The 25,395-nt window shown below is 70.8% G+C and carries 22 protein-coding genes, 1 tRNA gene and 1 pseudogene; 16 read left to right on the top strand and 8 right to left on the bottom strand.

Annotated features, from left to right (window positions below; all coding sequences use genetic code 11):
- Positions 1–60: 60 nt before the first annotated feature.
- On the bottom strand, positions 61–1,293 hold the full coding sequence (locus H7A73_RS15510) for a Gfo/Idh/MocA family protein (protein WP_411469318.1): 1,233 nt from the start codon (positions 1,291–1,293) through the stop codon (positions 61–63).
- Between the two features lie 202 nt (positions 1,294–1,495).
- Here H7A73_RS15510 and H7A73_RS15505 point away from each other — a divergent pair, with 202 nt between their 5' ends.
- The 5 genes from H7A73_RS15505 to H7A73_RS15485 all read left to right on the top strand — a co-directional run bounded on the left by H7A73_RS15505 (position 1,496) and on the right by H7A73_RS15485 (position 6,078).
- Positions 1,496–2,470, top strand: a complete 975-nt coding sequence (locus tag H7A73_RS15505) for a carbohydrate ABC transporter permease (RefSeq protein ID WP_182066779.1) — start codon at positions 1,496–1,498, stop codon at positions 2,468–2,470.
- Between the two features lie 11 nt (positions 2,471–2,481).
- Positions 2,482–3,423 (top strand): carbohydrate ABC transporter permease, encoded by a 942-nt coding sequence (locus tag H7A73_RS15500; protein ID WP_182066778.1) that lies wholly within the window; start codon positions 2,482–2,484, stop codon positions 3,421–3,423.
- 26 nt (positions 3,424–3,449) lie between these two features.
- Positions 3,450–4,823: an ABC transporter substrate-binding protein gene (locus H7A73_RS15495; RefSeq protein ID WP_220456630.1), complete on the top strand. Its 1,374-nt coding sequence runs from the start codon at positions 3,450–3,452 to the stop codon at positions 4,821–4,823.
- Between the two features lie 104 nt (positions 4,824–4,927).
- Positions 4,928–5,398, top strand: coding sequence for a BLUF domain-containing protein (locus H7A73_RS15490; protein ID WP_182066776.1), 471 nt, complete (start codon positions 4,928–4,930; stop codon positions 5,396–5,398).
- A 71-nt stretch (positions 5,399–5,469) separates the two neighbouring features.
- On the top strand, positions 5,470–6,078 hold the full coding sequence (locus H7A73_RS15485; RefSeq protein WP_182066775.1) for a ScbR family autoregulator-binding transcription factor: 609 nt from the start codon (positions 5,470–5,472) through the stop codon (positions 6,076–6,078).
- A 32-nt stretch (positions 6,079–6,110) separates the two neighbouring features.
- Here the strand turns inward: H7A73_RS15485 and H7A73_RS15480 are convergent, their stop codons facing one another.
- The 3 genes from H7A73_RS15480 to H7A73_RS15470 all read right to left on the bottom strand — a co-directional run bounded on the left by H7A73_RS15480 (position 6,111) and on the right by H7A73_RS15470 (position 8,998).
- A complete protein-coding gene (locus tag H7A73_RS15480; protein ID WP_182066774.1) occupies positions 6,111–6,539 on the bottom strand; it encodes a BLUF domain-containing protein in 429 nt (142 codons plus the stop codon).
- A 76-nt stretch (positions 6,540–6,615) separates the two neighbouring features.
- Positions 6,616–7,770 (bottom strand): AI-2E family transporter, encoded by a 1,155-nt coding sequence (locus tag H7A73_RS15475; RefSeq protein WP_182066773.1) that lies wholly within the window; start codon positions 7,768–7,770, stop codon positions 6,616–6,618.
- Positions 7,771–7,780: 10 nt separating this feature from the next.
- Entirely contained in the window at positions 7,781–8,998 is a 1,218-nt protein-coding gene (locus H7A73_RS15470) for an MFS transporter (protein WP_182066772.1), read from the bottom strand.
- Positions 8,999–9,066: 68 nt separating this feature from the next.
- On the opposite strand from H7A73_RS15470, the gene H7A73_RS15465 reads away from it, so the two are divergent.
- Genes H7A73_RS15465 through H7A73_RS15455 form a run of 3 tightly spaced genes read left to right on the top strand, consistent with a single transcriptional unit; the run spans position 9,067 to position 11,129 of the window.
- Positions 9,067–9,813 (top strand): MSMEG_4193 family putative phosphomutase, encoded by a 747-nt coding sequence (locus H7A73_RS15465; protein ID WP_182066771.1) that lies wholly within the window; start codon positions 9,067–9,069, stop codon positions 9,811–9,813.
- A 33-nt stretch (positions 9,814–9,846) separates the two neighbouring features.
- Entirely contained in the window at positions 9,847–10,374 is a 528-nt protein-coding gene (locus tag H7A73_RS15460) for a DUF3090 domain-containing protein (protein ID WP_182066770.1), read from the top strand.
- Positions 10,371–11,129: an SCO1664 family protein gene (locus tag H7A73_RS15455; RefSeq protein WP_182066769.1), complete on the top strand. Its 759-nt coding sequence runs from the start codon at positions 10,371–10,373 to the stop codon at positions 11,127–11,129. Before H7A73_RS15460 ends, H7A73_RS15455 begins: the two co-directional genes overlap by 4 nt.
- Before the next feature lie 70 nt (positions 11,130–11,199).
- Here the strand turns inward: H7A73_RS15455 and H7A73_RS15450 are convergent, their stop codons facing one another.
- Both H7A73_RS15450 and H7A73_RS15445 read right to left on the bottom strand, forming a co-directional pair.
- Positions 11,200–13,218 carry a vWA domain-containing protein gene (locus H7A73_RS15450; RefSeq protein ID WP_182066768.1) on the bottom strand — a complete coding sequence of 673 codons (2,019 nt, stop codon included), beginning with the start codon at positions 13,216–13,218 and terminating at the stop codon, positions 11,200–11,202.
- On the bottom strand, positions 13,211–14,596 hold the full coding sequence (locus H7A73_RS15445; protein ID WP_182066767.1) for an AAA family ATPase: 1,386 nt from the start codon (positions 14,594–14,596) through the stop codon (positions 13,211–13,213). Before H7A73_RS15445 ends, H7A73_RS15450 begins: the two co-directional genes overlap by 8 nt.
- 224 nt (positions 14,597–14,820) lie before the next feature.
- Here H7A73_RS15445 and H7A73_RS15440 point away from each other — a divergent pair, with 224 nt between their 5' ends.
- The 4 genes from H7A73_RS15440 to H7A73_RS15425 all read left to right on the top strand — a co-directional run bounded on the left by H7A73_RS15440 (position 14,821) and on the right by H7A73_RS15425 (position 19,156).
- A complete protein-coding gene (locus H7A73_RS15440; protein ID WP_310648866.1) occupies positions 14,821–16,275 on the top strand; it encodes an MFS transporter in 1,455 nt (484 codons plus the stop codon).
- 169 nt (positions 16,276–16,444) lie between these two features.
- Positions 16,445–17,125 (top strand): GntR family transcriptional regulator, encoded by a 681-nt coding sequence (locus tag H7A73_RS15435; RefSeq protein ID WP_182066766.1) that lies wholly within the window; start codon positions 16,445–16,447, stop codon positions 17,123–17,125.
- Positions 17,126–17,297: 172 nt separating this feature from the next.
- Positions 17,298–18,635, top strand: a complete 1,338-nt coding sequence (locus H7A73_RS15430; protein ID WP_182066765.1) for an LCP family protein — start codon at positions 17,298–17,300, stop codon at positions 18,633–18,635.
- Positions 18,636–19,066: 431 nt separating this feature from the next.
- Positions 19,067–19,156 (top strand) — tRNA-Ser (locus tag H7A73_RS15425).
- 61 nt (positions 19,157–19,217) lie between these two features.
- Here the strand turns inward: H7A73_RS15425 and H7A73_RS15420 are convergent.
- Complete coding sequence (locus tag H7A73_RS15420; protein ID WP_182066764.1) at positions 19,218–20,408, bottom strand: MFS transporter; 1,191 nt, start codon at positions 20,406–20,408, stop codon at positions 19,218–19,220.
- A gap of 127 nt (positions 20,409–20,535) precedes the next feature.
- On the opposite strand from H7A73_RS15420, the gene H7A73_RS15415 reads away from it, so the two are divergent.
- Complete coding sequence (locus H7A73_RS15415; RefSeq protein WP_182066763.1) at positions 20,536–20,985, top strand: MarR family winged helix-turn-helix transcriptional regulator; 450 nt, start codon at positions 20,536–20,538, stop codon at positions 20,983–20,985.
- Positions 20,986–21,064: 79 nt separating this feature from the next.
- Here the strand turns inward: H7A73_RS15415 and H7A73_RS15410 are convergent, their stop codons facing one another.
- Positions 21,065–22,069, bottom strand: a complete 1,005-nt coding sequence (locus tag H7A73_RS15410) for a LacI family DNA-binding transcriptional regulator (protein WP_182066762.1) — start codon at positions 22,067–22,069, stop codon at positions 21,065–21,067.
- A 115-nt stretch (positions 22,070–22,184) separates the two neighbouring features.
- Between H7A73_RS15410 and H7A73_RS15405 the strand changes: the two genes are divergently transcribed.
- The 3 genes and pseudogenes from H7A73_RS15405 to H7A73_RS15395 all read left to right on the top strand — a co-directional run.
- Positions 22,185–23,402, top strand: a complete 1,218-nt coding sequence (locus H7A73_RS15405; protein ID WP_182066761.1) for a Gfo/Idh/MocA family protein — start codon at positions 22,185–22,187, stop codon at positions 23,400–23,402.
- Entirely contained in the window at positions 23,399–24,403 is a 1,005-nt protein-coding gene (locus H7A73_RS15400; RefSeq protein WP_182066760.1) for a sugar phosphate isomerase/epimerase family protein, read from the top strand. Before H7A73_RS15405 ends, H7A73_RS15400 begins: the two co-directional genes overlap by 4 nt.
- A 203-nt stretch (positions 24,404–24,606) precedes the next feature.
- Positions 24,607–25,251 (top strand): annotated as a pseudogene (locus H7A73_RS15395) (AAA family ATPase); the annotation flags it as partial.
- Positions 25,252–25,395 lie beyond the last annotated feature (144 nt).

The following is a 25,395-nucleotide window of genomic DNA, read 5'->3' as shown; positions in this document are numbered from 1 at the left end:
GGGTCCGGGAGCGTCGTTCGGGTGCCGGCCCGCGACGGACCGGCACCCGAACGACACGTGTTACTCGGACGCGATCGTAGCCGACGACGTGCTGCCTGCCGTCTCCGGGGCGTCGCCGAAGTCCGGCACCTCGAGGCGGGCGCCGCCCTGCAGCGCGGACTGGTGGGCGATGATGCCCGGCAGGGTGAAGCGCGCGGCGGTCCAGGCGTTCACCGGCGGCAGGGTGCGGTCGACGACGGCGCGGACGAAGTCGTCGGCGAGGAACTGGTGGCTGCCCTCGTGTCCGGTCGGCACACCGTCGTACTCGGCGGGCAGACGGTCGGTGTCGTGCACCTCGGCGTAGCCGGAGACGAACGCGTCGCGCAGGGACGGGTCGACGTCGGCCAGGCGAGGGTCGTCGAGGGACATCGTCGCCTGCGTGTCGATCTTGTCGCTGATGTCGTACGAGTCCTCCTTGTCCTGCCAGACGCTGGTCTTCGCGAGCTGCTCGAAGCTGGCCTCGGTGCCGAAGTAGCGGAAGCGCGACTCACGGATGTGCGACGGGTAGCCGACTCGACGCATCTCGTTGATGCGCATGATCCCGCCGTTGTCGAGCTCGAACAGGGCGGTGGCGTTCGAGAAGTCGTTGTCGAACTGGCTGACGTCCTTGTCGAAGACGCCGTCGCCGCGGTCGTCCTTGACGCCGACGCAGCTGACGCTGACCGCGTACCCGGGGATCGCGCCGAGGACCCCACCGACCGAGTGCGTCGGGTAGAGCATGGGCGGGTAGCTGGCGGTGCGCTTCCACTCGTCGCCGCCGCTGTACTGGTACGCGGCGTAGAAGCCGAGGTCCATGTCGTGCACGTAGTCGCCCTCGGCGTAGAACACCCGGCCGAAGGCGCCGGTGGCGACCTGCTTGCGGGCGAACACCGTCGCGGGGTTGTAGTAGCTCGTCTCGCCCATCATGTAGGTCAGGCCGGTCTCGCGGACCGCCTGGATGATGTCGCGGATCTCGTCGACGGAGATCGCCATCGGCACGGCGGAGTACACGTGCTTGCCGGCGCGCAGGGCCTCGACCACGAGCGGACCGTGGGTCCAGCGCTGCGTGAAGATCGCGACGGCGTCCACGTCCGAGGCGAGGACGGCGTCGAAGTCCGGGAACGTGCCGTCGAGGTGCTGGGTCTCGACGAGTTCGGACGCGCGCTCGCCGACGAGGTCCGTGACGTAGACCCGGTCGACGTCGGGGTGGAGCTTGAACAGCTTGGCGAACTGGGGGGCGAACTGGCCCGCGCCGACCATTCCGACAGAGATCATCAGTGACCTTTCCAGGGGTGTGGGATGCGTCGCCGAGCGGGTCGCTCCGATGCGATCGAGCGCCATCCTGACACACGCTGTCTACACGTGACAACCCCCGCCGACAGCCCGGGAAGAGCCTCTTGCCTGCAGTGGTCCCCACGTGTAGATTCCCGGCTCACGGACTGCTGCACGTCAGTCCACCGCAGACGAAGGAGTCGCGATGGCAACCGAGAGCCCTGTGTCGTCACCCTTGACGACCGCCAGCACGAGACGGAGGAGTCGGTCCACCGACCTCGACCGTGCCCGCACCACCGCACCACGGCGCCGCCCCAGGAACGACCTGTGGCTCGCGCTCGTCTTCATCGCCCCGGCAGCCGTCGGGTTCGCGGTGTTCCTCGCCTGGCCGACCGTGCGGGGCATCTACCTGAGCTTCACGTCGTACAACCTGCTCACCGAGCCCGAGTTCACCGGCCTGCAGAACTACGCCCGCCTGGTGCAGGACTCGATCTTCTGGCACTCGATGGTGGTGACCGTCGAGTACGTCCTCATCAACATCGTCATCCAGACCGTCGTCGCGCTGTTCATCGCCGTGATGATGCACCGCCTGACCAAGTCGACCTTCGTGCGCGGCATCGTGCTCGCGCCGTACCTGGTGTCGAACGTCGTCGCCGCCCTGGTCTGGCTCTGGATCCTCGACACCCAGCTCGGCATCGGCAACGAGATGCTCGCGGCACTCGGGCTCGACCGCATCCCGTTCCTGCAGAGCGACGTCTGGGGCATCCCCTCGATCGCGCTCATCAACGTCTGGCGGCACGTCGGCTACACGGCACTGCTCATCTTCGCCGGCCTGCAGTCGCTGCCCGAGACCGTGTACGAGGCCGGACGCATCGACGGTGCGAGCGAGTGGAAGATGTTCTGGCGCATCACGGTGCCGCTGCTCCGCCCGATCCTGTCCCTGGTGCTGATCATCACGGTGATCGGGTCGTTCCAGGTGTTCGACACCGTCGCCGTCACCACGCAGGGCGGCCCCGCGAACGCCACGAACGTCGTGCAGAACTACATCTACAACCTGGCGTTCGGCCGGTTCCAGTTCGGCTACGCGTCCGCGGTCTCGGTCGCGCTCCTCATCGTCCTCAGCATCATCACGATCATCCAGTACCGACTCACCCGCTCGGGTGAGTCGGACCTGGACTGAACGGAAGCGCCATGACCACGACACTCACCCGTTCCGTCACCACGTCCCGCCCGCCCCGGATGGGCGCCGGCCACCGTCGTCGCCCGTCGCTCGGCCGGGTGCTCGCCTGGGTCGCGATGATCCTGGTCATCGTCGTCACCCTGTTCCCGTTCTACTGGATCCTGCGCACCGCGCTGTCGTCGAACACCGCGATCAACTCCGACCCCACCTCGCTGCTGCCCGTCGGGTTCAGCCTGGGCGGGTTCGAGCGGGTCTTCGGCCTGCAGTCCACCGAAGAGGCGTTGGCCCAGGGCGGCTCCGGCGCCGCGCTGAACTTCTGGCGGTACCTGCTCAACTCGATCCTGGTGTCGACGCTCGTCACCGTCGGCCAGGTGTTCTTCTCAGCGGCGGCCGCCTACGCCTTCGCCCGGCTGCGCTGGCCCGGTCGCGACAGGGTGTTCGGGGTGTTCCTGGCCGGGCTGATGGTCCCGGCGATCTTCACGCTGCTGCCGAACTTCACGCTCATCAAGCAGCTCGGACTCGTCGACAACCTGCTCGGCATCGCCCTGCCGACGATGTTCATGACCCCGTTCGCGGTGTTCTTCCTGCGCCAGTTCTTCCTCGGCATCTCGAAGGAGGTCGAAGAGGCGGCGCTCATCGACGGCGCCGGCAAGGTCCGCGTGTTCTTCCGGCTCGTCATCCCGATGGCGGCGGCACCGATCGCCACGCTCGCCGTACTGACGTACATCACGAGCTGGAACGACTACTTCTGGCCGCTCATGGTCTCGTACACCGACAGCTCGCGGGTGCTGACCGTCGCGCTCGGCGTCTTCAAGTCGCAGACCCCGCAGTCCGGCACCGACTGGGCCGGGCTGATGGCCGCGACCCTGGTGGCGGCGCTCCCGATGATCCTGCTGTTCGGCGTCTTCGCCAAGCGGATCGTCAACTCCATCGGCTTCTCCGGGATCAAGTGACCCGGGCTCCGGACAGGACGAACACCATGACGAACCAACTGACCCGCCGCACGCTCTTCGCCGGCGGTGCCTCCGCCCTGGCCCTCGGCGCGCTCGCCGCCTGCTCCTCGCCCGGTCGCCGCACGACGAACCGGTCGGGTGCGCGCACCGTGAGCTACTGGCTCTGGGACGCGAACCAGCAGCCCGCGTACCAGGCCGTCGCCGACGCGTTCCACCGCGCGAACCCGGACATCACCGTGAAGATCACCCAGCTCGGGTGGAACGACTACTGGACCAAGCTCACCGCGGGCTTCATCGCCGGCACCGCGCCAGACGTCTTCACCGACCACCTGACGAAGTTCCCGCAGTACGCCGACCTCGACGTGCTCTACAAGCTCGACGAACTCGACGCCACGAAGGGCATCCGGGACGACGACTACCAGTCCGGACTCGCCGAACTGTGGAAGGGCCAGGACGGCCACCGCTACGGCTCGCCGAAGGACTGGGACACCGTCGCGATGTTCTACGACAAGAAGGCGATGGCGACGGCCGGGGTCTCCGCCGAGGAGCTCGGGTCGCTCGAGTGGAACCCGGACGACGGCGGCACGTTCGAACGGATGCTCGCGCGGCTGACCGTCGACTCGAAGGGCCGCCGCGGCGACGAGGACGGCTTCGACAAGGACGACGTCGCCGTCTACGGCATCTCGTCGAACGGCTCGGGCGGTGACGGATTCGGCCAGACCCAGTGGTCACCGTTCACCGGATCGGTCGACTGGTTCTACACGAACGAGAACCCCTGGGGTGACAGGTTCCGCTACGACGAGCGGGTCGTGCAGGACACCCTCGCCTGGTACTACCGGCTGGCGGAGAAGGGCTACATGGCGAAGTACGGGGTGTTCTCCACCACGACCGGGCCCGAGGTCCAGCTCGGCGCCGGCAAGTGCGCGCTGTCGTTCAACGGCTCGTGGATGATCGGGTCGTACCTCGGCATGGAGGGCCTCGACGTCGCGGTCGCCCCGACCCCGATCGGCCCGTCGGGTCACCGTGCGTCGATGTTCAACGGGCTCGGCGACTCGATCACGAAGCAGGCGAAGGACCCCGAGGCCGCGGCGAAGTGGGTGGCGTTCCTGGGCAGCGACGAGGCGCAGCGGATCGTCGGTGAGCGCGGGATCGTGTTCCCCGCTCGTCCCGCGGGCACCGAGGCCGCGGTGGCGTCGTTCCGGAAGCGCGGACTGGACGTCTCGGCGTTCACCCGGCAGGTCGAGGAGGACACCACGTTCCTGTTCCCGGTCACGAAGAACCCCGCCGACGTGCAGGCCCTGCTGCAGCCCGCCTTCGATGACGTCTACGCGAACGGCAAGCCGATCTCGACGCTGACCGGGGTCAACGAGCAGGTCAACAACCTGCTCGCCCTCACCTGATCGACGGCCTTCGGATCCGCCCGTCGTCCGCATGCCGCACCGTCCGGTGCGGTGTGCGGACGACGCGTTGACCGTGCCGCCGACCACGACCCAGACTGCAGGGGATGACTTCCCTCACCTCCCTCGTCTACATGTCCGTCGCCGTCGACGACCTCACCGACGACCAGTTGGTCGCCATGCTGCGTGAGGCGCGGCTCCGCAACCACGCGCTCGGTGTCTCCGGGCTCCTGCTCGCCAAGGGCGGTCGCTTCATGCAGGTGCTCGAGGGGCCGGTCTGGAGCGTCGAGGACCGCTTCGCCGCGATCGAGCGCGACCCGCGGCACACCGGCGTGAAGTCGCTGTCGCGTGAGTCCATCAGCACGCGTCGGTTCGACGGCTGGGCGATGGCGTTCGGCAGCCCGACCCGGGACGAGCTCCGTGACGAGCCCGGCTTCAGCACCTTCCTCAGCGACCGCACCGGTCTGCCGACCGGGGTGGCGGGTACGCCCGCCGACTGGCTGCTCCGCTGGTTCCGTGGGCGCGACCTGCAGGACCTGCCCGAGGAGCGCATCACGCTCGGCCGGCACGCGGCCTGAGCCGCACCACCCCTCGGACTGGAGGCGCGGTGCCAGCTGGCACCGTGCCTCCAGACTGTGAGACTGGTCCCGTGGAACGACGTGAGCAGATCCTGGTGGCCGCGGCGGAGGAGTTCGACCGCGTCGGCTTCGCCGGCGCGACGATCGCGGGCATCGCCCGCACGGCGGGCGTCTCGCAGGGCACGCTCCACTTCCACTTCCCGACGAAGCTCGCCCTGGCGCTCGGCGTCATCGGCGAGCAGAACGCCCGCACCTTCGACGTCGTCAGCCACACCGACAGCTCGCCGGTCGCCGCGCTGATCGGGGCGTCGCACGGCATCGCCGACCTGCTCCGGACCGACCCGATCGTGCGGGCGGGGATCCGGTTGTCGCTGGAGCGCGGCGAGTTCCAGACCGCGACGCTGAGCTTCTACGAGCAGTGGATCGGCGGGATCGTCGACGTGTTCCGGTTGGCCGTCGCGAGCGGGGAACTCCGCACCGACCTGACCGCGGAACAGCTCGGTTCGACGGTGGTGCCGTACTTCACGGGCGTGCAGCTCGTGTCCGACGTCCGGACGCGACGCACCGACCTGATGCCCGCGGTGGCGACCATGTGGCGCGTGGTGATCGCGGCGACGGCGGACCCGAAGCACCGCGACCGGCTGCTCGCCGTCGTCGAGGACGCGTTCGGCACCGGCTGAAGCGCCGCCGACGGGGCGCCACTGCCGGCGGATCAGAGGTCGTGCAGCTCGCGGTCGCGGAACCACTTCAGCAGCCACGCCGCGCTGGTCCGGTCGAACGAGCGCGGGAAGTCCATCGTGCCGGAGAGGAACGGGCTGAAGCCCTCCTCGGACCGGACGTCCGCGTCGTCGAGCGCGCGGTAGGCCATCGACCAGCCGTCGAACCGCCGGCGCTCGATGTCCTCGCGCACGAGTGACTTGACCTCGCCGTGGCGCGGGTCCTTCGCGATGACGGCGAAACGGTCGTCGACGCTCCACGCCGGCCCCTCGAGCAGCTGCATGAACCGGCCACCCTTGGCGAGCAGGAGCCCGGAGACCCCGAGCGCTTCGTTCCGCAGCCGGGACTCGGCGAGCAGCACCGCCAGGGCCTCGTCGTCGAAGGGGACGACGGCGCGACTCATGTAGACGATGGAGACGAGCACTCCTCCATCCTGCTGGGTGCGGGCCCGTTGCGCGAAGTGGATGTCCGCAACGCGCCCGCTGGGGCGGCGCTGCGGGTCAGCCCTGCGGCAGCTCGTGCGCGGTGACGTCCTCGTTGCGCTTCTTCCGCCACGGGCGGGCGGGCGTGTTCGGGCCGTCCCAGACGAGGATCGCGCCCCAGGCCGCGGCGATCAGCGGCACGGAGATGATCGCCCCGGTGATGCCGGCGAGGACGGTGCCGGCGGTCAGCCCGATCAGGATGACGAGGCCGTGCAGCTTGAGGGTGCGACCCATCAGGACCGGCTGCAGGAAGTTGCCCTCGAGCTGGTTCACGACGATCACGATGCCGATCACGATGAGCGCCTGCACGGGGCCGAGGGCCACGAGCGCGACGAGGGCGGCGAGGATGCCGGCGGCGGTGGCACCGACGATCGGGATGAACGCCGTGATGAAGACGATGACGGCCAGCGGCAGGGCGAGCGGGACGCCGACGATCGCGATGCTGACACCGATGCCGATCGCGTCGACGGCAGCGACGGTGGCCGTACCGCGGACGTACCCGCCGAGGGTCGAGACCACACGGTCGCCGACGCGGCGTGCACGGGCGTAGCGCTCACCGGTGAAGGGCCGGAGTAGGAACTCCCAGATGCTCGGGCCGTCCTTCAGGAAGAAGAACAGCACGACGATCATCAGGACGAGCCCGGTCAGGAAGTTTGCCGTGGCCGAGGCACCGGCGAGGGCACCGGAGCCGAACTGCGCGCTCGTCACGAAGTCGGAGGCACCCGCGACGGCGTCGTCGATCTGCTTGTCCGAGATCGAGAACGGCAGGGTCTTCGCGAACGTCTGCAGCTGCTGGAACCCGTCGACGGCGGACTTCTGCAGCTGTGCCCACTGGTTCTCGACCGCGACGACGATGAGCCAGCCGATCAGCCCCAGGACCGCGAGGACGCCGATGAGCACCGCGAGGGTGGCCAGCACCGACGGCACCCGGTGCTTGCGGAGCCACGACACCACGGGGTGCATGGCCGACGCGATGATGAGCGCGAGGAGCACGGGGATCGTGACGACGCTCAGGATGTTGCTCGCCCAGACGATGCCGGCGATGACCACCACGACGATGATGAGCTGCAGGCACCGGGTCGCGAGGTGCCCCGCGGAGTCGGACCAGGCCGCCTGGACCCTCGACGGAGTGGGCGGGGTGGTCGGGCGCGGAGCGTCGCGGAAGAACGGCATGCCCGAGACGCTACCGACCGGACGGCCGACGCGCCGGTTCCGCCGGTTCGATCGTGGGTGGGGTGTCCTGTCCCCGCGTCGCCGGGGCGACGAGGAACGCCGCGACCAGCAGGACGAGGGGCACGAGCATCGCCGTCTGCAGGCCGAGGTGCTCCCCGACGAACCCGAGCAGCGGCGGCCCCACCAGGAAGGCGATGTACCCGGCCGTGGCCACCACCGACACACGGCGGTCGCCGTCGGTGGGGTGGTCGCCCGCGGCCGAGATCGACAGGGGGAACCCGAGGGCGATGCCCAGCCCCCAGACGCCGGCGGCCGCCGCGGTGACGACCGGACTCGGCGACAGCACGACGAGCAGGACCCCGACGGCACCGACCGCGGCACAAACCCGGACGACCGGGGCGCGACCGAACCGGGCGACGAGCGGGGTGCCGGCCGCTCGACCGATGAGCATGGCGAGGGCGAATCCGGTGAACACGAGGGACCCGACCGATTCGGGGGCGTCGTGGTCGGTGGTCATCAGCAGCGGGAGCCAGTCGCTCGCGGCACCCTCGGCGAAGGCCATCGCCAGCGTGATGACGGCGATCATGGCGAGCTGCACGGTGAGGACGGAGCGGCGGGCTCCCCGGCGGGCGCCGGGGGCATCGGCAGGCGTGTCGGCCGGTGTGTCACGGGGCACCGGCCGCAGGTTCAGCGCCGCGAACCCCGCCAGTGCGGCCATCACCGCGGCACCGACGAGCAGGTGCGCCCCGACCGGGGTCCGCACCGCCGTCACGGCGATGCCGACGACCCCGCCGACCACGCTGCCCAGGCTGAAGCAGGCGTGCAGCACCGGCACGACCGGTCGCCCGATCTGCCGTTCGACCGCGGCGGCCTCGACGTTCAGCCCGATCTCGGCGACGCCCGCCCCGAAGCCGATCAGGAACAGCCCGGCCCAGACCCCGGCGGCGACCTGCGCCGGGGCGAGCAGCGCGACGAGCACCATGCCGACGACGGGCAGCGCGCCCCCGAGCAGGATGAGCGGGCGGTTGCCGGTCCGTCGCACCAGCGCCCCGGCGCCGAGGATCCCGATCATCGACCCGATCGACAGCCCGAGCAGGACCAGGCCCATCGCCTCGATCGACGCCCCGAGCTCGTCGCGGATCGCGGGCGTCCGGGTGATCCACGTCGCGATCCCGAACCCGGTCACCGTCGACGTGGCGAAGAGTGCGAGTCGATGCCGCCCGGCCATGCCCCCATCTGATCGGTCCGCGGGCAGCCAGTCAAGGGCGACCGCGTCACGCGCCTAGGATCGGGCCCATGGCGACCGTCCTCCTCGTCCGTCACGGACGCACCACCGCGAACGCCACCGGCGTCCTGGCCGGACGCACCGCCGGCGTGCGGCTCGACGCCGTCGGCCGCACCCAGGCCGAGCGGACCGCGGAGCGCATCGCCGCGGTGCCCGTCGTCGCCGTGGTGTCGAGTCCGCTCGAGCGCTGCCGGCAGACCGCCCGCGCGATCCTCGACCGGCAGACCGACCGGCAGACCGACCGACCGGCCGGGCCGCCCGCCTCGTTGATCGAGCGGGCCATCACCGAGGCCGACTACGGGCAGTGGCAGGGCCGGAAGCTCGCCGACCTGGCGAAGGAACCCCTCTGGCGCACGGTGCAGGCGAACCCGAGCGCCGTCGTGTTCCCCGGTGGTGAGTCCATGCAGACGATGCAGTCCAGGGCCGTCGCGGCCGTCCGGCGCATCGACGCCGAGGTCGAGGCGGAGCACGGACCCGGCGCCGTCTGGGTCGCGGTGAGCCACGGCGACATCATCAAGAGCGTCCTCGCCGACGCGTTCGGCATGCACCTGGACCTGTTCCAGCGCATCGGTGTCGGCCCGGCCTCGGTGTCCGTCGTGCGCTACGGCGAACACCGCCCCGAGGTCGTCGCGACGAACACCGAGTCCGGTGACCTGTCCTGGCTGCGCACCGCCCCGGCACCCAGCGGCGACGCCGCGGTCGGCGGCGGCGCGGGCAACCCGGCACCCGACGCGCCCGCGGGTCCTGCCCGACCCTGAACGGGCGGAGCCGAGCGCTCCTACAATGCGGGTATGCCCACCATCGTCCACGGCTTCGACTGGCCGGACCGCCTCGTCGTCGGCACCATCGGCCGTCCGGGTGAGCGCGCCTTCTACATCCAGGCCCGCTCCGGTCGACGCGTCACCAGCGTCGCGCTCGAGAAGGAGCAGACCGCCGTGCTTGCCGACAAGATCGACGAGCTCCTCGACGAGGTCGCGACCGTCGACGACAACCGCTTCAGCGTGCCGCCGTCGGTGCCGGTCGAACTCCGCGACCCGGAGCCGCTCGACCAGCCCGTCGAGGCCGAGTTCCGCGCCGGGGCCCTGAGCCTGGGCTTCGACCCGTCCACCGCGCAGGTCGTCATCGAGGCGTACCCGATCGACGACGAGGTCGAGATCGTGTCCGAGGAGAGCGAGGACGGCGTCGAGATCGAGGCCGTCGTCGAGATCCCCGAGCCCGCCGAGCTGTTCCAGGTGAAGATCCCGGTCGGCACCGCCCGGGCCTTCGTCGAGCGCACGCGCGAGGTCGTCGCCGCCGGTCGTCCGCCCGGCGACGCATGAGCGACAGCTCGCTCTCCATCCGGGCGCGCATCCGTGAGGCGTCCAACGCCACCTTCCTCGCGGAACTCGACGGTGCGACCGTCGTCTACAAGCCCATCGAGGGCGAGCGTCCGCTGTGGGACTTCCCGGACGGCACGCTCGCAGGCCGCGAGATCGCCGCGCACCTGGTCTCCGAGGCGTTCGGCTGGGGTGTCGTCCCACCCACGTGGATGGGTGACGGTCCGTTCGGGCCCGGCATGGTGCAGCGCTGGCAGGACGTCGACCCCGAGCAGGACGCCGTCGACCTGGTGACGCCGGAGCTCGCCGAGGCGGACGGTTCGCCCTGGCTGCCCGTGCTCGAGGCCATCGACGAACACGACCAGCCCGTGACGCTCGTGCACGAGGACTCCGAGGCCCTGCGCCGGATGGCCGTCTTCGACGTCGTCGTGAACAACGCCGACCGCAAGGGCGGGCACGTGCTCGCGATGCCCGACGGCCACCGTTTCGGCGTGGACCACGGGCTCACCTTCCACGTCGAGCACAAGCTCCGGACGGTCCTGTGGGGCTGGATCGGGGAGCCGCTCGGGCCGGACGAGCTCGAGGGCCTCGACCGGGTGTCCGACGCCCTGCGCGGCGGTCTCGGCGACGAGCTCGCCGAGCACCTGACGGACGAGGAGATCGACACGCTCCGGGCGCGCTGCGCGGCCCTGCGTGCCGTCGGGATCTTCCCGCCGCCGCCCGGTCACGGCCCCGCCGTGCCCTGGCCGCTGTTCTAGACGCACCCAGGGACGGAGTGGAGGCCCGCGGCGGTGTCGCCACGGGCCTCCCGTCCGTCCCGCGTGGGCTTCAGAGCCCCCAGCCGTCGCGGGGGAGCGCGCCGCCGGCCCCGCGACGCGAGCCGAGGTACGAACCGACCACGGCGACCCCGAGGTCGTCGTTCTCCGGAGCCACGACGCTGCCGTCCACCCGCTTCGCCATCGCGTCGATGAACCGGGCGAGCCCCGGGTCCTCGCCGAGCCGGAAGAACGTCGTCTGGGCGCCGAGGCGTCCGGCGTTTTCGAGTTCCCGCACGGTCAGCGCGATCGTCACCGGGTCGGGCGGGTAGTCGAACCAGACCTGCCCGTTCGGCTCGAGGTGCGACGTCGGCTCGCCGTCGGTGACGATGAGGAGCACCGGTTGGGCCGTGGGGTGCTTGCGGAAGTGCCGGTTGGCGAGCAGCAGGGCGTGGTGCAGGTTCGTGCCCTTGTCCCACATCGCGTCGAGACCGACGAGCTGTTCGACGTCCATCACCTCGGCCTCGCGACCGAAGGCGATGAGCTGCAGGTCGTCGCCGCGGAACCGGGTCGACACCAGGGTGTGCAGCGCCAGGGCGGTGCGCTTCATCGGCACCCAGCGGTCCTCCATCGCCATCGAGAACGACGTGTCGACGAGCAGCGCGACGCAGGCCTGGGTGCGGGCCTCGGTCTCCTGCACCTCGACGTCCTCGATGCTCAGGCGCACACCGGCTCCCTGTCGACCGCTGGCCGCCGTCCGCACCACGGCGTTCGTGATGGTGCGGGGGATGTCCCACGGCTCGGTGTCACCGAACGCCCACTGCCGCGACGCCCCCGAGGGCTCGCCCGCGGCGCCTGAACGACGGAGGTCCCGCGCGCCCTGGCGACCGGACATCCGCTGGGCGACGTCCTTGAGCAGGCTCTTGCCGAGCTGCCGCATCGCCTTCGGGGTGAGCCGGAGCTGCCCGTCGGCACCGCGACGCATCGCCCCGGAGTTCCGGAGCGCCTGCTCGAGGCGCTGCAGGGTCTTCGCGTCGACCGCGGCCTCGTCGCCGAGCTGCCGGGACAGCGCGTCGAGGTCCAGGTCGTCGAGCTCCGAGCCCGGCCCGGACTGGGCGAGCTGGTCGGCGAGGGCGTCGAGGTCCGCGATGTCCTGGAACACCCCGGTGCCGTCGCCCAGGCCGAGGCCCTGTTCACCCTCGAGGCGCTCGGATCCGCCCCAGTCCTCGCCGGGACGCAGTGCGCGCAGGGTGCTGTCGAGCTGGGACAGCTGCCCCATCAGGTCGGGGGAACCGAAGGCCTGCTGGGCGAGGGCATCGAGTTCGTCCCGCTGCTCCTGGGTCATCGAGTTGCGCATGCGCTGCGCCGCGGCCGCGCGGGCTGCCAGGTCGTCGAGCAGCTCGTCGACGTTCGCCGGGTCCGACGGGAAGTACTCGCCGTGCTGGTCCATGAAGTCGTCGAACTGCTGCTGTGTGTCCTCGCCGCGGGCGTGCGCCTCGAGCAGGGCGTTGAGGTCCTGCATCATCGCGCTGACCGCGGCCCGGTCCTGGTCGGTGGCACCCTCGAGCGCCTGCTTCATGCCGGCGAAGCGCTGATCGAGCACCTCGCGGCCGAGCAGGTCCTTGATCTCGTCGTACTTCTGGCGCGCGGCCGGGCTCGTCCAGTCGTAGTCGCCGAGTTCCTGCACCGCGGCGGCGGGGGAGGGCGACAGGCTGTCGAGCTGCAGTTCGGCCAGGGCCCGGTCGCCGTCGTCGAGGTCGACGTTGCGGGCGAGCTCCCCGCGTTCGGCGAGCAGCGCCTGGTCGAGGAGCTCGCGCACCTGCTGCAGGGTGCCGTCGAGGTTGTTCCTGCTCGTCAGCTCACGGCGGCGCTCGGCCACCCGGCGGGCCAGGTCGTCGAGCCCGCGCTGCGTCCTGCCGCCACGCCGCAGGAACTCCCGCATCGCGCGCTCCGGCGACGTGCCACCCATCACGTCCTGTCCGATGGCGTCGAGCGCCTCGGCCAGGTCGACCGGGGCGGCGAGCGGGTCCGGTCCGTCGGTGTACCGGCCGTACCGGGTGTCGCGCGTCAGGCGTCGGTTCTGCCTAGCCATAGACGGCTTCGCCCCCGCCGGACTCCTTGCTGATGCGTCGGGCCAGGAACAGCCCCTCGAGGGCGAGCTCGATGGCGCCGGCGCGTTCGCCGTCGTTCGTGGCACCCATCCGGTCGCACACCTGGTCGTACAGGTCGGACTCGCCGATCGACGGCAGGCCTTCGAGGAACGCCCGGGCACTGACCTGCTCGCCCGTGGTGACCATCGTGCCGCCGTCGAGCGCGTCCACGAGCACCGCGAAGTCGAGGCCCGTGAAGCGGGAGCGCACGGTCTCGGCGGTCGCGGTGCGGAGCAGGTGCTCGAGGACCTCGTCGGCCCGGTCCTCTTCGCCGTTCTCGAACTCGATCTTGCCGCCGAGGACGTCCACCGCGGTCTCGAGGTCGATCGGCCGGGCGACCGCCTCGTCCTCGCCCTGGCGAGCTGCGCGGTGCACCGCGGCCGCGGACACCGTCTCGGCACCGGCGATCGCGAACCGGGCGCTCACACCGCTGCGCTGGTCGACGGCGCTCGAACCACGCAGTGCGCGGGTGAACCGGGCGAGGATCTCGATCAGGGCGTCGGGGACCTCGGCCGTCAGCTGGGCCTCCTGCCGGATGACGGCGATCTCGTCGTCGAGCTCGATCGGGTAGTGCGTGCGGATCTCGGCGCCGAAGCGGTCCTTCAGCGGCGTGATGATCCGGCCGCGGTTCGTGTAGTCCTCGGGGTTCGCGCTCGCCACGACGAGCACGTCGAGCGGCAGTCGCAGCACGTAGCCGCGGATCTGGACGTCGCGCTCCTCCATCACGTTGAGCATCGCGACCTGGATGCGTTCGGCCAGGTCGGGCAGCTCGTTGATCGCGACGATGCCACGGTGCCCGCGGGGGACGAGCCCGAAGTGGATGGTCTCCGGGTCGCCCAGGCTGCGGCCCTCGGCGACCTTCATCGGGTCGACGTCGCCGATCAGGTCGGCGACGCTCGTGTCCGGCGTCGCGAGCTTCTCCACGTAGCGGTCGTCGCGGTGCCGCCAGCTGATCGGCAGGGCGTCGCCGAGGTCGTCGGCACGCCGGATGCTCGCGGTGGTGATCGGTTCGTACGGGTGCTCGCCGAGTTCGGAGCCGATGATGACCGGCGTCCACTCGTCGAGCAGGCCCTGCAGGGTGCGGAGCAGCCGGGTCTTGCCCTGGCCGCGCTCGCCGAGCAGGACGACGTCGTGGCCGGCGATCAGGGCGCGTTCGAGCTGGGGGATGACGGTGGTCTCGAAGCCGTGCAGGCCGGGCCACGGATCGGTGCCCTGGCGCAGGGCGGTGAGCAGGTTGTCGCGGATCTCGGCGCGGACCGTCTTCTGGACGTGACCAGAGGTGCGGAGCTCGCCGACCGTGCGGATGTCAGGTCGGGTCACCTCTCCGACGCTACGCCGCGTTCGCGACGGCGACCAGGGTCGGACTGGAGGCGCGTGGCGGGCCCGCACCGGGCCTCCCGTCCGCTTGTGGGTTTCCATCGCACTTGCGATCATTGAGATCCCGGCGACGGAGCCGGATTCGAAGTAGGGGGATCCGGCTCCGCCCCCGGTTCCTCGTTCCGCATCTGAACCACATCGGCGATCTCGGCGTACGGTCCCATTTCGTGAGCAGCGCGAACACAACCATCAAGAGCCTGGTGCCCGCCAGGATGGACCGCTTGCCGTGGACCCGGTTCCACTGGAGCGTCGTCGTCGGACTCGGCGTGTCCTGGATCCTCGACGGTCTCGAGATCCAGATCGTCTCGAACGCGGGCTTCCAGGCGGACCTGAACCTGTCCACGCAGCAGGTGACGTCCCTCGGCACGATCTACCTGATCGGCCAGGTCGTCGGTGCCCTGGTGTTCGGGCGCATGTCCGACCGGTTGGGGCGGCGCAAGCTGTTCATCCTGACGCTCGCGATCTACCTGATCGGTTCGGGCATCGCGGGCCTCGCGCAGGACTTCTGGTTCCTGGCGGCCTTCCGGTTCGTCGCGGGGTTGGGCATCGGCGGCGAGTACGCGGCGATCAACTCGGCGATCGACGAGCTCATCCCGGCGAAGTACCGCGGGCACGTCGACATCGCCATCAACGGCACGTACTGGGGCGGTGCCGCACTCGGCGCGTTCGCGAACATCTACCTGCTCGACACGTCGTACTTCGCCGAGAACATCGGCTGGCGCATCGGCTTCTTCCTCGGCCCGGTGCTCGGCATCGCGATCATCTTCCTGCGACGCCACATCCCGGAGAGTCCGCGGTGGCTGATGACGCACGGGCGCGAGGAAGAGGCCGAGGCCACCGTCTCCCGCATCGAGGCGTCGGTGGAGCAGGCGACCGGCAGACCCCTGCCCGAGGTCGACCAGTCGAAGGCGATGACCGTCACCCCGACCGACCGCGTCGGGTTCCTGGCCATCGCGCGCGTGCTGCTGAAGCAGTACCCGACCCGCACACTCGTCGGCGCGACGATGATGATCACGCAGGCGTTCCTGTACAACGCGATCTTCTTCACCTACGCCCTGGTGCTCACGAACTTCTTCGGCCTGAAGACGGCGGAGACGGCGGTCTACTTCTTCCCGTTCGCGATCGGCAACCTGCTCGGCCCGATCATCCTGGGACGCTTCTTCGACACCTGGGGTCGTCGCCAGATGATCTTCCTGACGTACCTGGTGTCCGGCCTCGTGCTCGCCACGTCGGCGTTCCTGTTCCAGGCCGACGCGATCTCGGCGACGGTGCAGGTCGCGTTCTGGTGCGTCTCGTTCTTCTTCGCGTCGGCCGGTGCCTCGAGCGCCTACCTGACCGTCAGCGAGATCTTCCCGCTCGAGCTGCGGTCGCAGGCGATCTCGTACTTCTTCGCCCTCGCGCAGATCTTCGGTGCGGTCGCACCGGCCATCTACGGTGCGTTCATCGGTGACGGGTCGTCGCGGGAGCCGCTGTTCTGGGGGTACCTGCTCGGATCCGCGGTGATGATCGGCGGCGGTGTGGTCGCCCTGGTGTTCGGGGTCGACGCCGCGCGGAAGGGGCTCGAGGACGTCACCCAACCACTCTCGGTGCTCACCGGGGACGCGAAGTCCGACCGCAGGTGAGCCCCGCGGCGGCGGCCTGACATTCTGTATTCAGAGTGTTTAGCGCCGCCGTCGCAGCGCTGCCACTGTGCCTGCATGGCACTCCTCCACAGCGCGACACCGGCGACCACGATCCACGGCAGCGACCGCCCCCGCCTCGGGGGTGCCGCCCGTGCGTGACCCTGGGCTGATGGAGCACACCCCCGTCCGAGCAGGCGTCGGCGGCCTCGATCCCCGCGACCTGCGCCGCAGTCTGCTGCGCGACGCGGTGTTCCTGCGACTGCTCGACAGCGTCCTGCGGGGGGAGTACCGCCGCGGGCAGCGGCTGCGGCTCGACACCCTGGCATCGGACATGCGGGTGTCACGGACGCCCGTGCGCGAAGCCCTCGTGACCCTCGAGTCCCTGCAGCTGGCCACCGTGCAGCGCTACGTCGGTGTCGTGATCTCGCAGTGGTCGGTCGATCAGATGATCGAGCGACTGCGGATCGCCCAGGCCCTGCTCGTCGATCCGCCGTCGAACTCCGTCGGGTACCACGACCGGTTCGACAAGGTGTGGCTGCGCGAGTGCTGGACCGAGGCCGGTGCCTTCGTCGAACTCGGGGCCTGGTACCTGCGACGCCGCGGGTCGTCGGTCAGCGGCGACTGGTTGCTGTCGCAGCGCATCGTGCTCGACATGTTCTTCACCGACGACGTCGCCCTGGCGAACGGGATCGATGCCGTGGTCGACCGGCGACGCCGGGTCGAGATCGTCGAGCGGGCCGTGGACGCCGCCGAGCGAGACGACCTCGACGACTGTGCCGCGGCGCTCCTCGACCTGTCGACTGCGCTGATCGCCCTGCCCAACCGCTTCCGGGTGGTCGTGTCGGCCTGAACCGGCGCCGGCTGCGGATCCGCTCAGGTCCGCGCCGACCGCCGTGGATCCGCAGGTCGCGGCACGGAGCAGCGAGCGGTACCGGTGTCCCTCGCACTGGATCGTCAGGCAACGTCGTGGCAGCCTTGACCGGTTGCCGTCCCCGGCGTGTCCACCGACGACAGGAGTGCCCGTGAACGACGTCCGCGATCGATCCCACCGCTTGAACCGAGCGTCCGGGATCGCACGGCACGGACGTCTGCGGCGCTCGAGCCCCGTCGCGACCGCTGCCAAGACGGTCTCGGCCGTCGTCGCCGTGGCCCTGGTGAGCTCGGTCTCGGTCACGGCGATCGCGGCGAAGCAGGTCACGGACGACCTCGGTGACGGCGTCGAGATCCAGGGTCAGCCCGCACCGCAGGCGAAGGGCGGCGCGAAGCCGATCAGTGCCTTCAAGGGCGGGTTCAACATGCTCGTCGTCGGCACCGACAACGACCCCGAGCAGAGTGCTGCCTTCGGGGAGCGGGACGCGACCCTCAACGACGTCAACATCCTGCTGCACGTCTCGGCCGACCACACCAACGCGACCGCGGTGAGCATCCCGCGTGACCTCGTCACGCCGATCCCTGCCTGCCGGAAGACCGACGGCACGGGCACGGCCCCGGCGATGGCGGCGCAGCCGATCAACACCTCGTTCGGCGAGGGCGGCCTGAACTGCGTCACCCAGACCGTCGCCGGGCTCACCGGTCTCGACATCCAGTACTCGGCCGCGGTGTCCTTCAAGGGTGTCATCGAGATGTCCAACGCCATCGGCGGCGTGCCCGTCTGCGTCGCCCAGCCCATCACCGACTCGTACACCGGGCTGAACCTGCCGGCCGGCACCTCGACCCTGCAGGGTGACGAGGCCCTGGCGTTCCTGCGCACCCGGCACGGGGTCGGCGACGGGTCGGACCTCGGTCGGATCTCCAGTCAGCAGGTGTTCCTGTCGTCGCTGCTCCGCACCGTGAAGTCGAACGACACCCTCGGTTCGCCGACCCGCCTGTACAAGCTGGCCCGGGCGGCGGCGTCGAACATGCAGCTGTCCCAGAGCCTCAACGACATCGGGACCATGGTGCAGATGGGCCTGGCGCTCCGCGACCTGCCGCTGGCGCAGGTGAACTTCGTGCAGTACCCGGGCACCACGGGCGGCACCGGCGTCTACGAGGGCAAGGTCGAGCCGACGACGTACCTGGCCGACCGGCTGTTCGCGAAGATCAAGGCCGACCAATCGTTCTCCCTCGGGGCGGACAGCACGGGCATCGGGTCCGAGACGAGCCCGACGCAGACGAAGCCGACGCAGACGAAGCCGACGCAGACGAGCCCGACGCAGCCGACTGCTGCACCGTCGGCACCGGCCGCCGCGCCGGAGCCCGCGACCCCGGCAGCGCCGTCGTCCGCCGCACCGCGCACCCCATCGGCGACGCCCGAGACCATCGACGGGCTCGAGGGCCAGTCCGCCGACCAGCAGACCTGCTCCAAGGCGTTCGGGTACTGAGGCGCGGGCGGGCGGTTGCTCGCCTGCCGTCCCCGAGTCTCGGCTGCGCGGACTCTCTGCGGCCTGCAGCACCCGCGAACTGTCCGCGGAGACGAGTCTCGGCTCGGGAGGTGCCCGGAACGCAGAAGCGGGGGCGCGGTGGTGGGCCGCGCCCCCGGAAGAAGTCGCTCCCCGCCGGGCGCCACGCGATCGGGCGCGCCGGGCCCGCGCGGGGAACGACGTCGGGTGCTGTGTCGCGACGTCGGGGACGAGCCCCGGAACGTGATTGCCGCGTCCCGATGATGCTATGCAGTGGGGTACGCCCCGACAACCCCCACGTGTCCCCACTTCGGGGGACCGAGTGCGTCGGGTCGTGCCACGCGCGGGTGTGCGTCGGGTCGAGAGTGGCGCGGTCCTCCTGTATGGTGGTCGCAGCGCTCGCGAGAGTGCTTGGAGACGTCGCATAGTCCGGCCGAGTGCACCACCCTGCTAAGGTGGAGTCCCCTTTGAGGGGACCGAGGGTTCAAATCCCTCCGTCTCCGCACGACGATGAACCCCGGTCCGATCGGACCGGGGTTTCGTCATTCTCTGACCGGAAGCGCATCAGACCGTCGCGATGCTCCCCGTTGTCGTGGTCCGTACGCCGGAGCGCCCCCGGCGCACCGCGGCCATCGCCACGAGCGTCAGCACCACGGCTGCCAGGGTGATCCCCGACCCCGCCCAGATCGGCGACGTGTACCCGAGCCCGGCGGCGATGGTCAGGCCGCCGATCCAGGCCCCGAGCGCGTTGCCGAGGTTGAACGCGGCGATGTTCGCCCCGCTCGCCAGGGTCGGTGCGTGGTCGGCGTACTGCATCACCCGCGTCTGCAGGGCCGGCACGGTCGCGAACCCGAACGCCCCCATCAGCACGAGGGCGATCACGGTGAGCACCGGCGAGGTCGCGACGAGGGCGAACGCCGCGAGCACCACGGTCAGCACGACGAGCACCACGAGCAGGGTGCGATCGATCGAACGGGCCGCGAGCTTGCCCCCGGCGAAGTTGCCGACGAACAGCCCGATGCCGAACACGATGAGCAGCCACGGCACCGCGGACGACGGGAACCCGGACACCGAGGTCAGCGTGTACGCGATGTAGGTGAAGGCGCCGAACATCCCGCCGTAGCCGAGCACGGTCATGCCGAGCGACAGCCAGACCTGCCCGGACCGGAAGGCGCCGAGCTCGCGGGCGAGGGACGGAACCTCGGTGGAGCGGACCGCGGGGACGAGGACGAGCACGCCGATCAGGGCGACGACGCCGATGGCCGCGATCGCCCAGAACGTCGCACGCCAGCCGGCGGCCTGGCCGAGGAAGGTGCCGAACGGCACGCCGAGCACGTTCGACGCGGTGAGCCCGGTGAACATCAGCGCGACGGCCGAGGCGCGCTTGGACCGCTCGACCATGTTCGCGGCGACGACCGAGCCGATGCCGAAGAACGCTCCGTGGCACAGGGCGGCGATGACGCGGCCGGTCATCATCGCGCCGTAGGTCGGGGCGATCGCGGACAGGGTGTTGCCGACGATGAACAGCACGAGCAGCCCGAGCAGGACGGGCTTGCGGGGGAGTCGCGTGGTCGCGGCGGTGAGCCCGAGGGCCCCGACGATGACCGCCAGGGCGTATCCGGTGACGAGCCAGCCGGCGGTGGTCTCGGTGACGCCGTAGTCGGCCGCCACCTCGGGCAGCAGGCCGGTGATGACGAACTCGGTCAGGCCGATGCCGAATCCGCCGAGTGCGAGGGCGATGAGTCCCGCGGGCATGGATGTCCTTCCGTTGTGCAGCTGTGCCGCGTACGCTGGTTGTTGCAGACGCGGGATATCGATAGTTGCACACGCGGGGTATCCGCGCAAGCAACTGTCGCCGTCTGCACCGACCGAAGGAGCCCCGATGTCCGTCGACGACACCTCCACCGCCGTCCGTGCCCACGGCTGGCGCACCCTGGCGGCGCTGCACGGCATGATCGAGACGCGCCTGGAGCGGGCGCTCCGCGAAGTCGGCCTGTCCGTCGTGGAGTTCACGGTGCTCGATGCCCTGCGCCGCCAGGACGGCTTCCACATGCGCATGCAGCAGCTCGCCCGCGCGGCCGCCCTCAGCCCGAGTGCGACCACCCGACTGGTGAACCGGCTCGAGGAGCGTGCCCTGCTGACCCGCGTCCTGTGCGCTGACGACCGTCGCGGGCTCTACACGGAGCTCACGCACGCCGGGCAGGTCCTGCTCGAGCGTGCGACGCCGATCCACGCCGAGGCGCTCGAGGGCGCCCTCGCCGAGGCACACGAGGTCCCCGAACTCGCCGACCTGGCCGAGTCCGTCGAGCGGCTCGAGGGCGCGCGCGTCTGACCCCGGGTCACCTCGCACCCGGCCTGGAGGCCCGGCGCACCTCCGCCACGCCGGCACCGGCCCCCGGTGCGGTCACCACTCAGGCGCGCGGCGGCCCCGTCGTCGACCGCACGACGAGCGTCGGCGGCACGAGCGTCCGGAGGGGATCCGCCGGAACCCCTGCTGCCGCACCGATCCGCTCGACCAACCGCGCAGCCGCCAGGCGCCCGACCTCGTCGTTGTGCGGGTCGACCGTCGTCAGGCGCAGCAGGGGCGACGCGGCGAGCGGGGTCTCGTCGTTCCCGATCACCGAGACGTCGTGGGGCACGCGGAGTCCTGCTTCCTGCACGGCGGCGATCGCGCCCATCGCCATGACGTCGTTCGCGGCGAACACCGCGGTCAGGTCGGGGTGCTCTCGCAGCGCGAGCCGCATGCCCTCGTAGCCGGTCGTCTCCGAGGTCGGGCCGGAGCCGTAGACCAGCGGCTCGATGCCGGACGCGACCAGCTGCGCGACGGTGGCGTCGCGGCGGAGCGCAGCCGGGCCTCCCGAGCCGGTGACGTGGGCGATGCGGCGGTGACCCAGGCCGATCAGGTGATCCGCTGCCAGGCGTCCGCCGGCGGCTTCGTCGGAGGCGACCACGTCGAGTCCGCCGGGGACGTCCTCGCGCGCGCCGGCGACCACGACCGGGGTGTCGGCGGGGACGACGACGTCGGGGAACCCCTCGGCGGCGAGCACCACGCCGTCGACCCGCAGGGAGACCAGGTCGTCGAACGGTGACGAGTCGAGGTGGGCGTTGGCCCGGGTGTCGGCGAGGGTGAGGCGGAGTCCGTGCGGGGCGAGGGCCTCGCGGATGCCGTCGAGCATCGGCACGTACCAGGGGTTCCGGAAGTCGTCGACGATGACCCCGATGGTGCGGGTCCGGGTGCCGGCGAGGATCGCGGCGGCGCGGTTCGGGCGGTAGCCGAGCTCCGCGACGGCGGCGAGCACCGCCGAGCGGCGGGCGGGGGAGACCCCGGGGTCCTCCCGCAGCACCATCGACACCAGGGACTTCGAGACGCCTGCGCGTGCGGCGACGTCGATGATCGTCGGCGGGCGAGGGGTCACGTTGAGCCTTTCCGGCACGGTGCTTGACAGGACATGGGCTGGTGCGACTACAGTCTACCGACACGTTCTGGAACGTTCCAGAAGCGGGACCAGCGACCTTCTCGAAGGAGAGAACATGAGCGACAGCATCGGCGTCGCCGTCATCGGTGCGGGCATGGCGGGCAAGGCCCACATGGCCGCGTGGCGGAACGCGCCCTCCCTCTTCACCTCGACCCTGCCGGCGGTCCGGCTCGTCTCGGTCGGCGACGTCTACGAGCCCCTCGCCGCCGAGGCCGCACGGCGCTTCGGCTACGAGCGGCACGACACCGACTGGCGGGCCATCGCTGCGGCGGACGACATCGACGTGGTGAGCGTCGTCGTCGCGAACACCCTGCACCGCGAGATCGTCGAGGGGCTGCTCGCCGCCGGCAAGCACGTGCTCTGCGAGAAGCCGCTGTCCGACTCGCTCGACGATGCCCGTGCGATGGCGTCCGCCGCTGCCGAGGCCGAGCAGCGCGGAGTCCTCGGCCGCATCGGCTTCACCTACCGCCGGGCTCCCGGGCTCGCGGCCATCAGGGAGCTCGTCGAGGACGGCACGCTCGGCCGGGTCCTGCACGTCTCCGGCCGGTACTGGACCGACTACGGCGCCTCGCCCGACGTCCCGTTCTCGTGGCGCTTCGCGGGGGAGCCGGGGTCCGGCGCGCTCGCCGACGTCGGCTCGCACCTGTCCTACGTCGCCGAGTTCCTGGCCGGCCCGGTCCGGAGCGTCAGCGGCGGGACGTTCACCACGTCGATCACCGAGCGACCGGTGGCCGCCGGGCACGCCCTGCGGGGGCAGGCCGTCCCGCTCACCGGCGAGACCGCTGCCGTCGGCAACGACGACTACGCCACGTTCAGCGCACGCTTCGGTGACGGCACGGTCGTCGGGTCGCTCGAGGCCTCCCGCGTCGCGGCCGGGCACCCGAACGGCCTCGTCATCGAGGTGTTCTGCGAGCGCGGTGCCGCCCGCTGGGACCAGGAGCGCGCCTCCGAGATCGGCCTCGCGCTGCTGTCCGACGGCTCGCGCCTGGGCGGCTACCGCCAGGTCGTGCTCGGCCCGGACCACCCCTACGTCGCGGGCGGCATGGCGATGGACGCCCCCGGCGTCGGCTGGGGGCAGAACCAGATGTTCGAGTACCAGGCGCGGGCGTTCCTCGACGAGATCGCGGGGCTGTCCGGCACCGTGCCGAACGCACTGCCCGCGAACGCCACGTTCGACGACGGCGTGCACAACATGGAGGTCCTCGACGCGGTGGCACGGTCCGCCGCTGCCGGGGGCGCCACCGAGACGATCAAGGAAGCAGTGACGGCATGAAACTCGGTCTCTACAACGCGATCCTGCACGACCGGCCCCTCGCCGACGCGCTCCGGGTCATCGCGGCCAACGGCCTCACCGGCATCGAGCTGAACACCGGCGGGTTCCTGCCCCCGGTGCACGTGCCCGACATCGACGCGATCCTGCAGGACGACGGGGCGCGTGACGCGTTCCTCGCGCAGTTCGCGGGGACCGGTGTCTCGATCGCCGGGCTCAACTGCAACGGCAACCCGCTGCACCCCGACCCCGCGATCGGCCCCGCGCACGCCGAGGACGTCCGGCGCAGCATCCGCCTCGCGGCCCGCCTCGGGCAGGACCGCGTCGTCACGATGTCCGGACTGCCCGCGGGCGAGCCGGGCGGGACCCGGCCGAACTGGATCGTGAACGCCTGGAACTCGGCCGCGCTCGACGTGCTCGAACACCAGTGGAGCGTCGCGGTGCCGTTCTGGCAGGAGATCGACGCCCTGGCCCGGGAGCACGGCGTCAAGGTCGCGCTCGAACTCCACCCCCAGAACCTCGTGTTCAACCCGGCGTCGATCCGGGAGCTCGTCGAGCGCGGCGGGCTGACCAACGTGGGGGTCGAGCTCGACGCCTCGCACCTGTTCTGGCAGCAGATGGACCCGGTGGCGGTCGTCCAGGACCTCGGGCCGCTCGTGTTCCACGCCGCAGCGAAGGACGTCCGGATCAACCCGCACGCCGCGATCAACGGGGTGCTCGACAACTCGTTCCGCCGGTTGTCACCCGACGAGCCGCGCACGAACCTCGGCGGCGGCGAGTGGGCGAACGAGTGGCCGAAGCCGTCGGCATGGGACTTCGTGGCGCTCGGCAAGGGCCACGACGAGGCGTACTGGACGACGTTCCTCGGGGCCCTGCGTGCGATCGACCCGAACATGTGGGTGAACATCGAGCACGAGGACACCGAGCTCGGACGCGAAGACGGGGTCGCGGTCGCCGCGCGCGTGCTCCGCGCCGCGGACGCGGCGCTGGCGCGCCGGTCCTGACCGTCCGTCAGGTGACCCGGGTACTGCCTGGAGGAGCGTGGGCCGTTCCGCGCACGAGGTGACGGATCGGCGTGTGGTGGGTCGTGCCTCCCGGCCCCACCACACGCGGATCGGCCACCGGTGCGCGGAACGACCAGTCCGTGCACCCGTACCGGGTGCTGTCACCGGCCCGATGTAGCATGCACGACACCTGTCCCGTGACGATGGAGCCCTGCGTGCCGGAGCCGACCGACCCCGTCTTCCCGCTCGAACACGTGCGGGCGGTGGGCGACGACATCGTGGCCTCCGTCGCCACGGTGATCGACGGCAAGGCGGAAGCCATCCGCACCGCCCTGACGGTGATGCTCGCCGAGGGGCACCTGCTCGTCGAGGACGTCCCCGGCGTCGGCAAGACCGTGCTCGCCAAGGCGCTCGGCGCCTCGGTCGGCGGGTCGGTGAACCGCATCCAGTTCACCTCGGACATGCTGCCGTCCGACGTCACGGGCGTGAACATCTTCGACCAGTCGTCCGGCACCTTCCGGTTCTCGCCCGGCCCGGTGTTCGCGAACGTGGTCATCGGCGACGAGATCAACCGCACCAGCCCGAAGACCCAGTCGGCCCTGCTCGAGGCGATGGCGGAGTCGCAGGTCACCGTCGACGGTGTGACGCGCCCGCTCGACCGGCCGTTCATGATCGTCGCGACGCAGAACCCGATCGACATGGAGGGCACGTACCCGCTGCCCGAGGCGCAGCGGGACCGCTTCATGGCGCGCATCGCAATGGGCTACCCGAGCGTCGACGCCGAACGGCAGATGCTCGCGAACCGCGGCGGCAGCGACCCGCTGTCGCGCCTGCGGCCGATCGTCGACGTCAGCACGCACATCGCAAGAGCAAAAGCGTAAGCTCCCGGCACTGTACTCGATCCCGTATGTCGACTTCCGTTTGCCGAATTCAACTTGAAAAACAAAAAAGCGCTGATTAGTACGTAGCGAGAATCATCACTGAAATTACTG

The organism is Curtobacterium sp. ME12 (assembly GCF_903970855.1).
GTDB classification, from domain to species: Bacteria; Actinomycetota; Actinomycetes; order Actinomycetales; family Microbacteriaceae; genus Curtobacterium; species Curtobacterium poinsettiae_A.
Note: the sequence above shows the minus strand (reverse complement) of the source record. Positions and strands in the feature narration are given on the sequence as shown.

Coding starts and splice junctions, on each gene's coding strand:
- H7A73_RS15505 (WP_182066779.1), top strand. CDS start 1,496: ATGGCAACCGAGAGCCCTGTGTCGTCACCCTTGACGACCGCCAGCACG.
- H7A73_RS15420 (WP_182066764.1), bottom strand. CDS start 20,408: ATGCCCGCGGGACTCATCGCCCTCGCACTCGGCGGATTCGGCATCGGC.
- H7A73_RS15405 (WP_182066761.1), top strand. CDS start 22,185: ATGAGCGACAGCATCGGCGTCGCCGTCATCGGTGCGGGCATGGCGGGC.
- H7A73_RS15460 (WP_182066770.1), top strand. CDS start 9,847: ATGCCCACCATCGTCCACGGCTTCGACTGGCCGGACCGCCTCGTCGTC.
- H7A73_RS15495 (WP_220456630.1), top strand. CDS start 3,450: ATGACGAACCAACTGACCCGCCGCACGCTCTTCGCCGGCGGTGCCTCC.
- H7A73_RS15415 (WP_182066763.1), top strand. CDS start 20,536: ATGTCCGTCGACGACACCTCCACCGCCGTCCGTGCCCACGGCTGGCGC.
- H7A73_RS15455 (WP_182066769.1), top strand. CDS start 10,371: ATGAGCGACAGCTCGCTCTCCATCCGGGCGCGCATCCGTGAGGCGTCC.
- H7A73_RS15500 (WP_182066778.1), top strand. CDS start 2,482: ATGACCACGACACTCACCCGTTCCGTCACCACGTCCCGCCCGCCCCGG.
- H7A73_RS15450 (WP_182066768.1), bottom strand. CDS start 13,218: ATGGCTAGGCAGAACCGACGCCTGACGCGCGACACCCGGTACGGCCGG.
- H7A73_RS15400 (WP_182066760.1), top strand. CDS start 23,399: ATGAAACTCGGTCTCTACAACGCGATCCTGCACGACCGGCCCCTCGCC.
- H7A73_RS15510 (WP_411469318.1), bottom strand. CDS start 1,293: ATGATCTCTGTCGGAATGGTCGGCGCGGGCCAGTTCGCCCCCCAGTTC.
- H7A73_RS15490 (WP_182066776.1), top strand. CDS start 4,928: ATGACTTCCCTCACCTCCCTCGTCTACATGTCCGTCGCCGTCGACGAC.
- H7A73_RS15435 (WP_182066766.1), top strand. CDS start 16,445: ATGGAGCACACCCCCGTCCGAGCAGGCGTCGGCGGCCTCGATCCCCGC.
- H7A73_RS15470 (WP_182066772.1), bottom strand. CDS start 8,998: ATGGCCGGGCGGCATCGACTCGCACTCTTCGCCACGTCGACGGTGACC.
- H7A73_RS15465 (WP_182066771.1), top strand. CDS start 9,067: ATGGCGACCGTCCTCCTCGTCCGTCACGGACGCACCACCGCGAACGCC.
- H7A73_RS15475 (WP_182066773.1), bottom strand. CDS start 7,770: ATGCCGTTCTTCCGCGACGCTCCGCGCCCGACCACCCCGCCCACTCCG.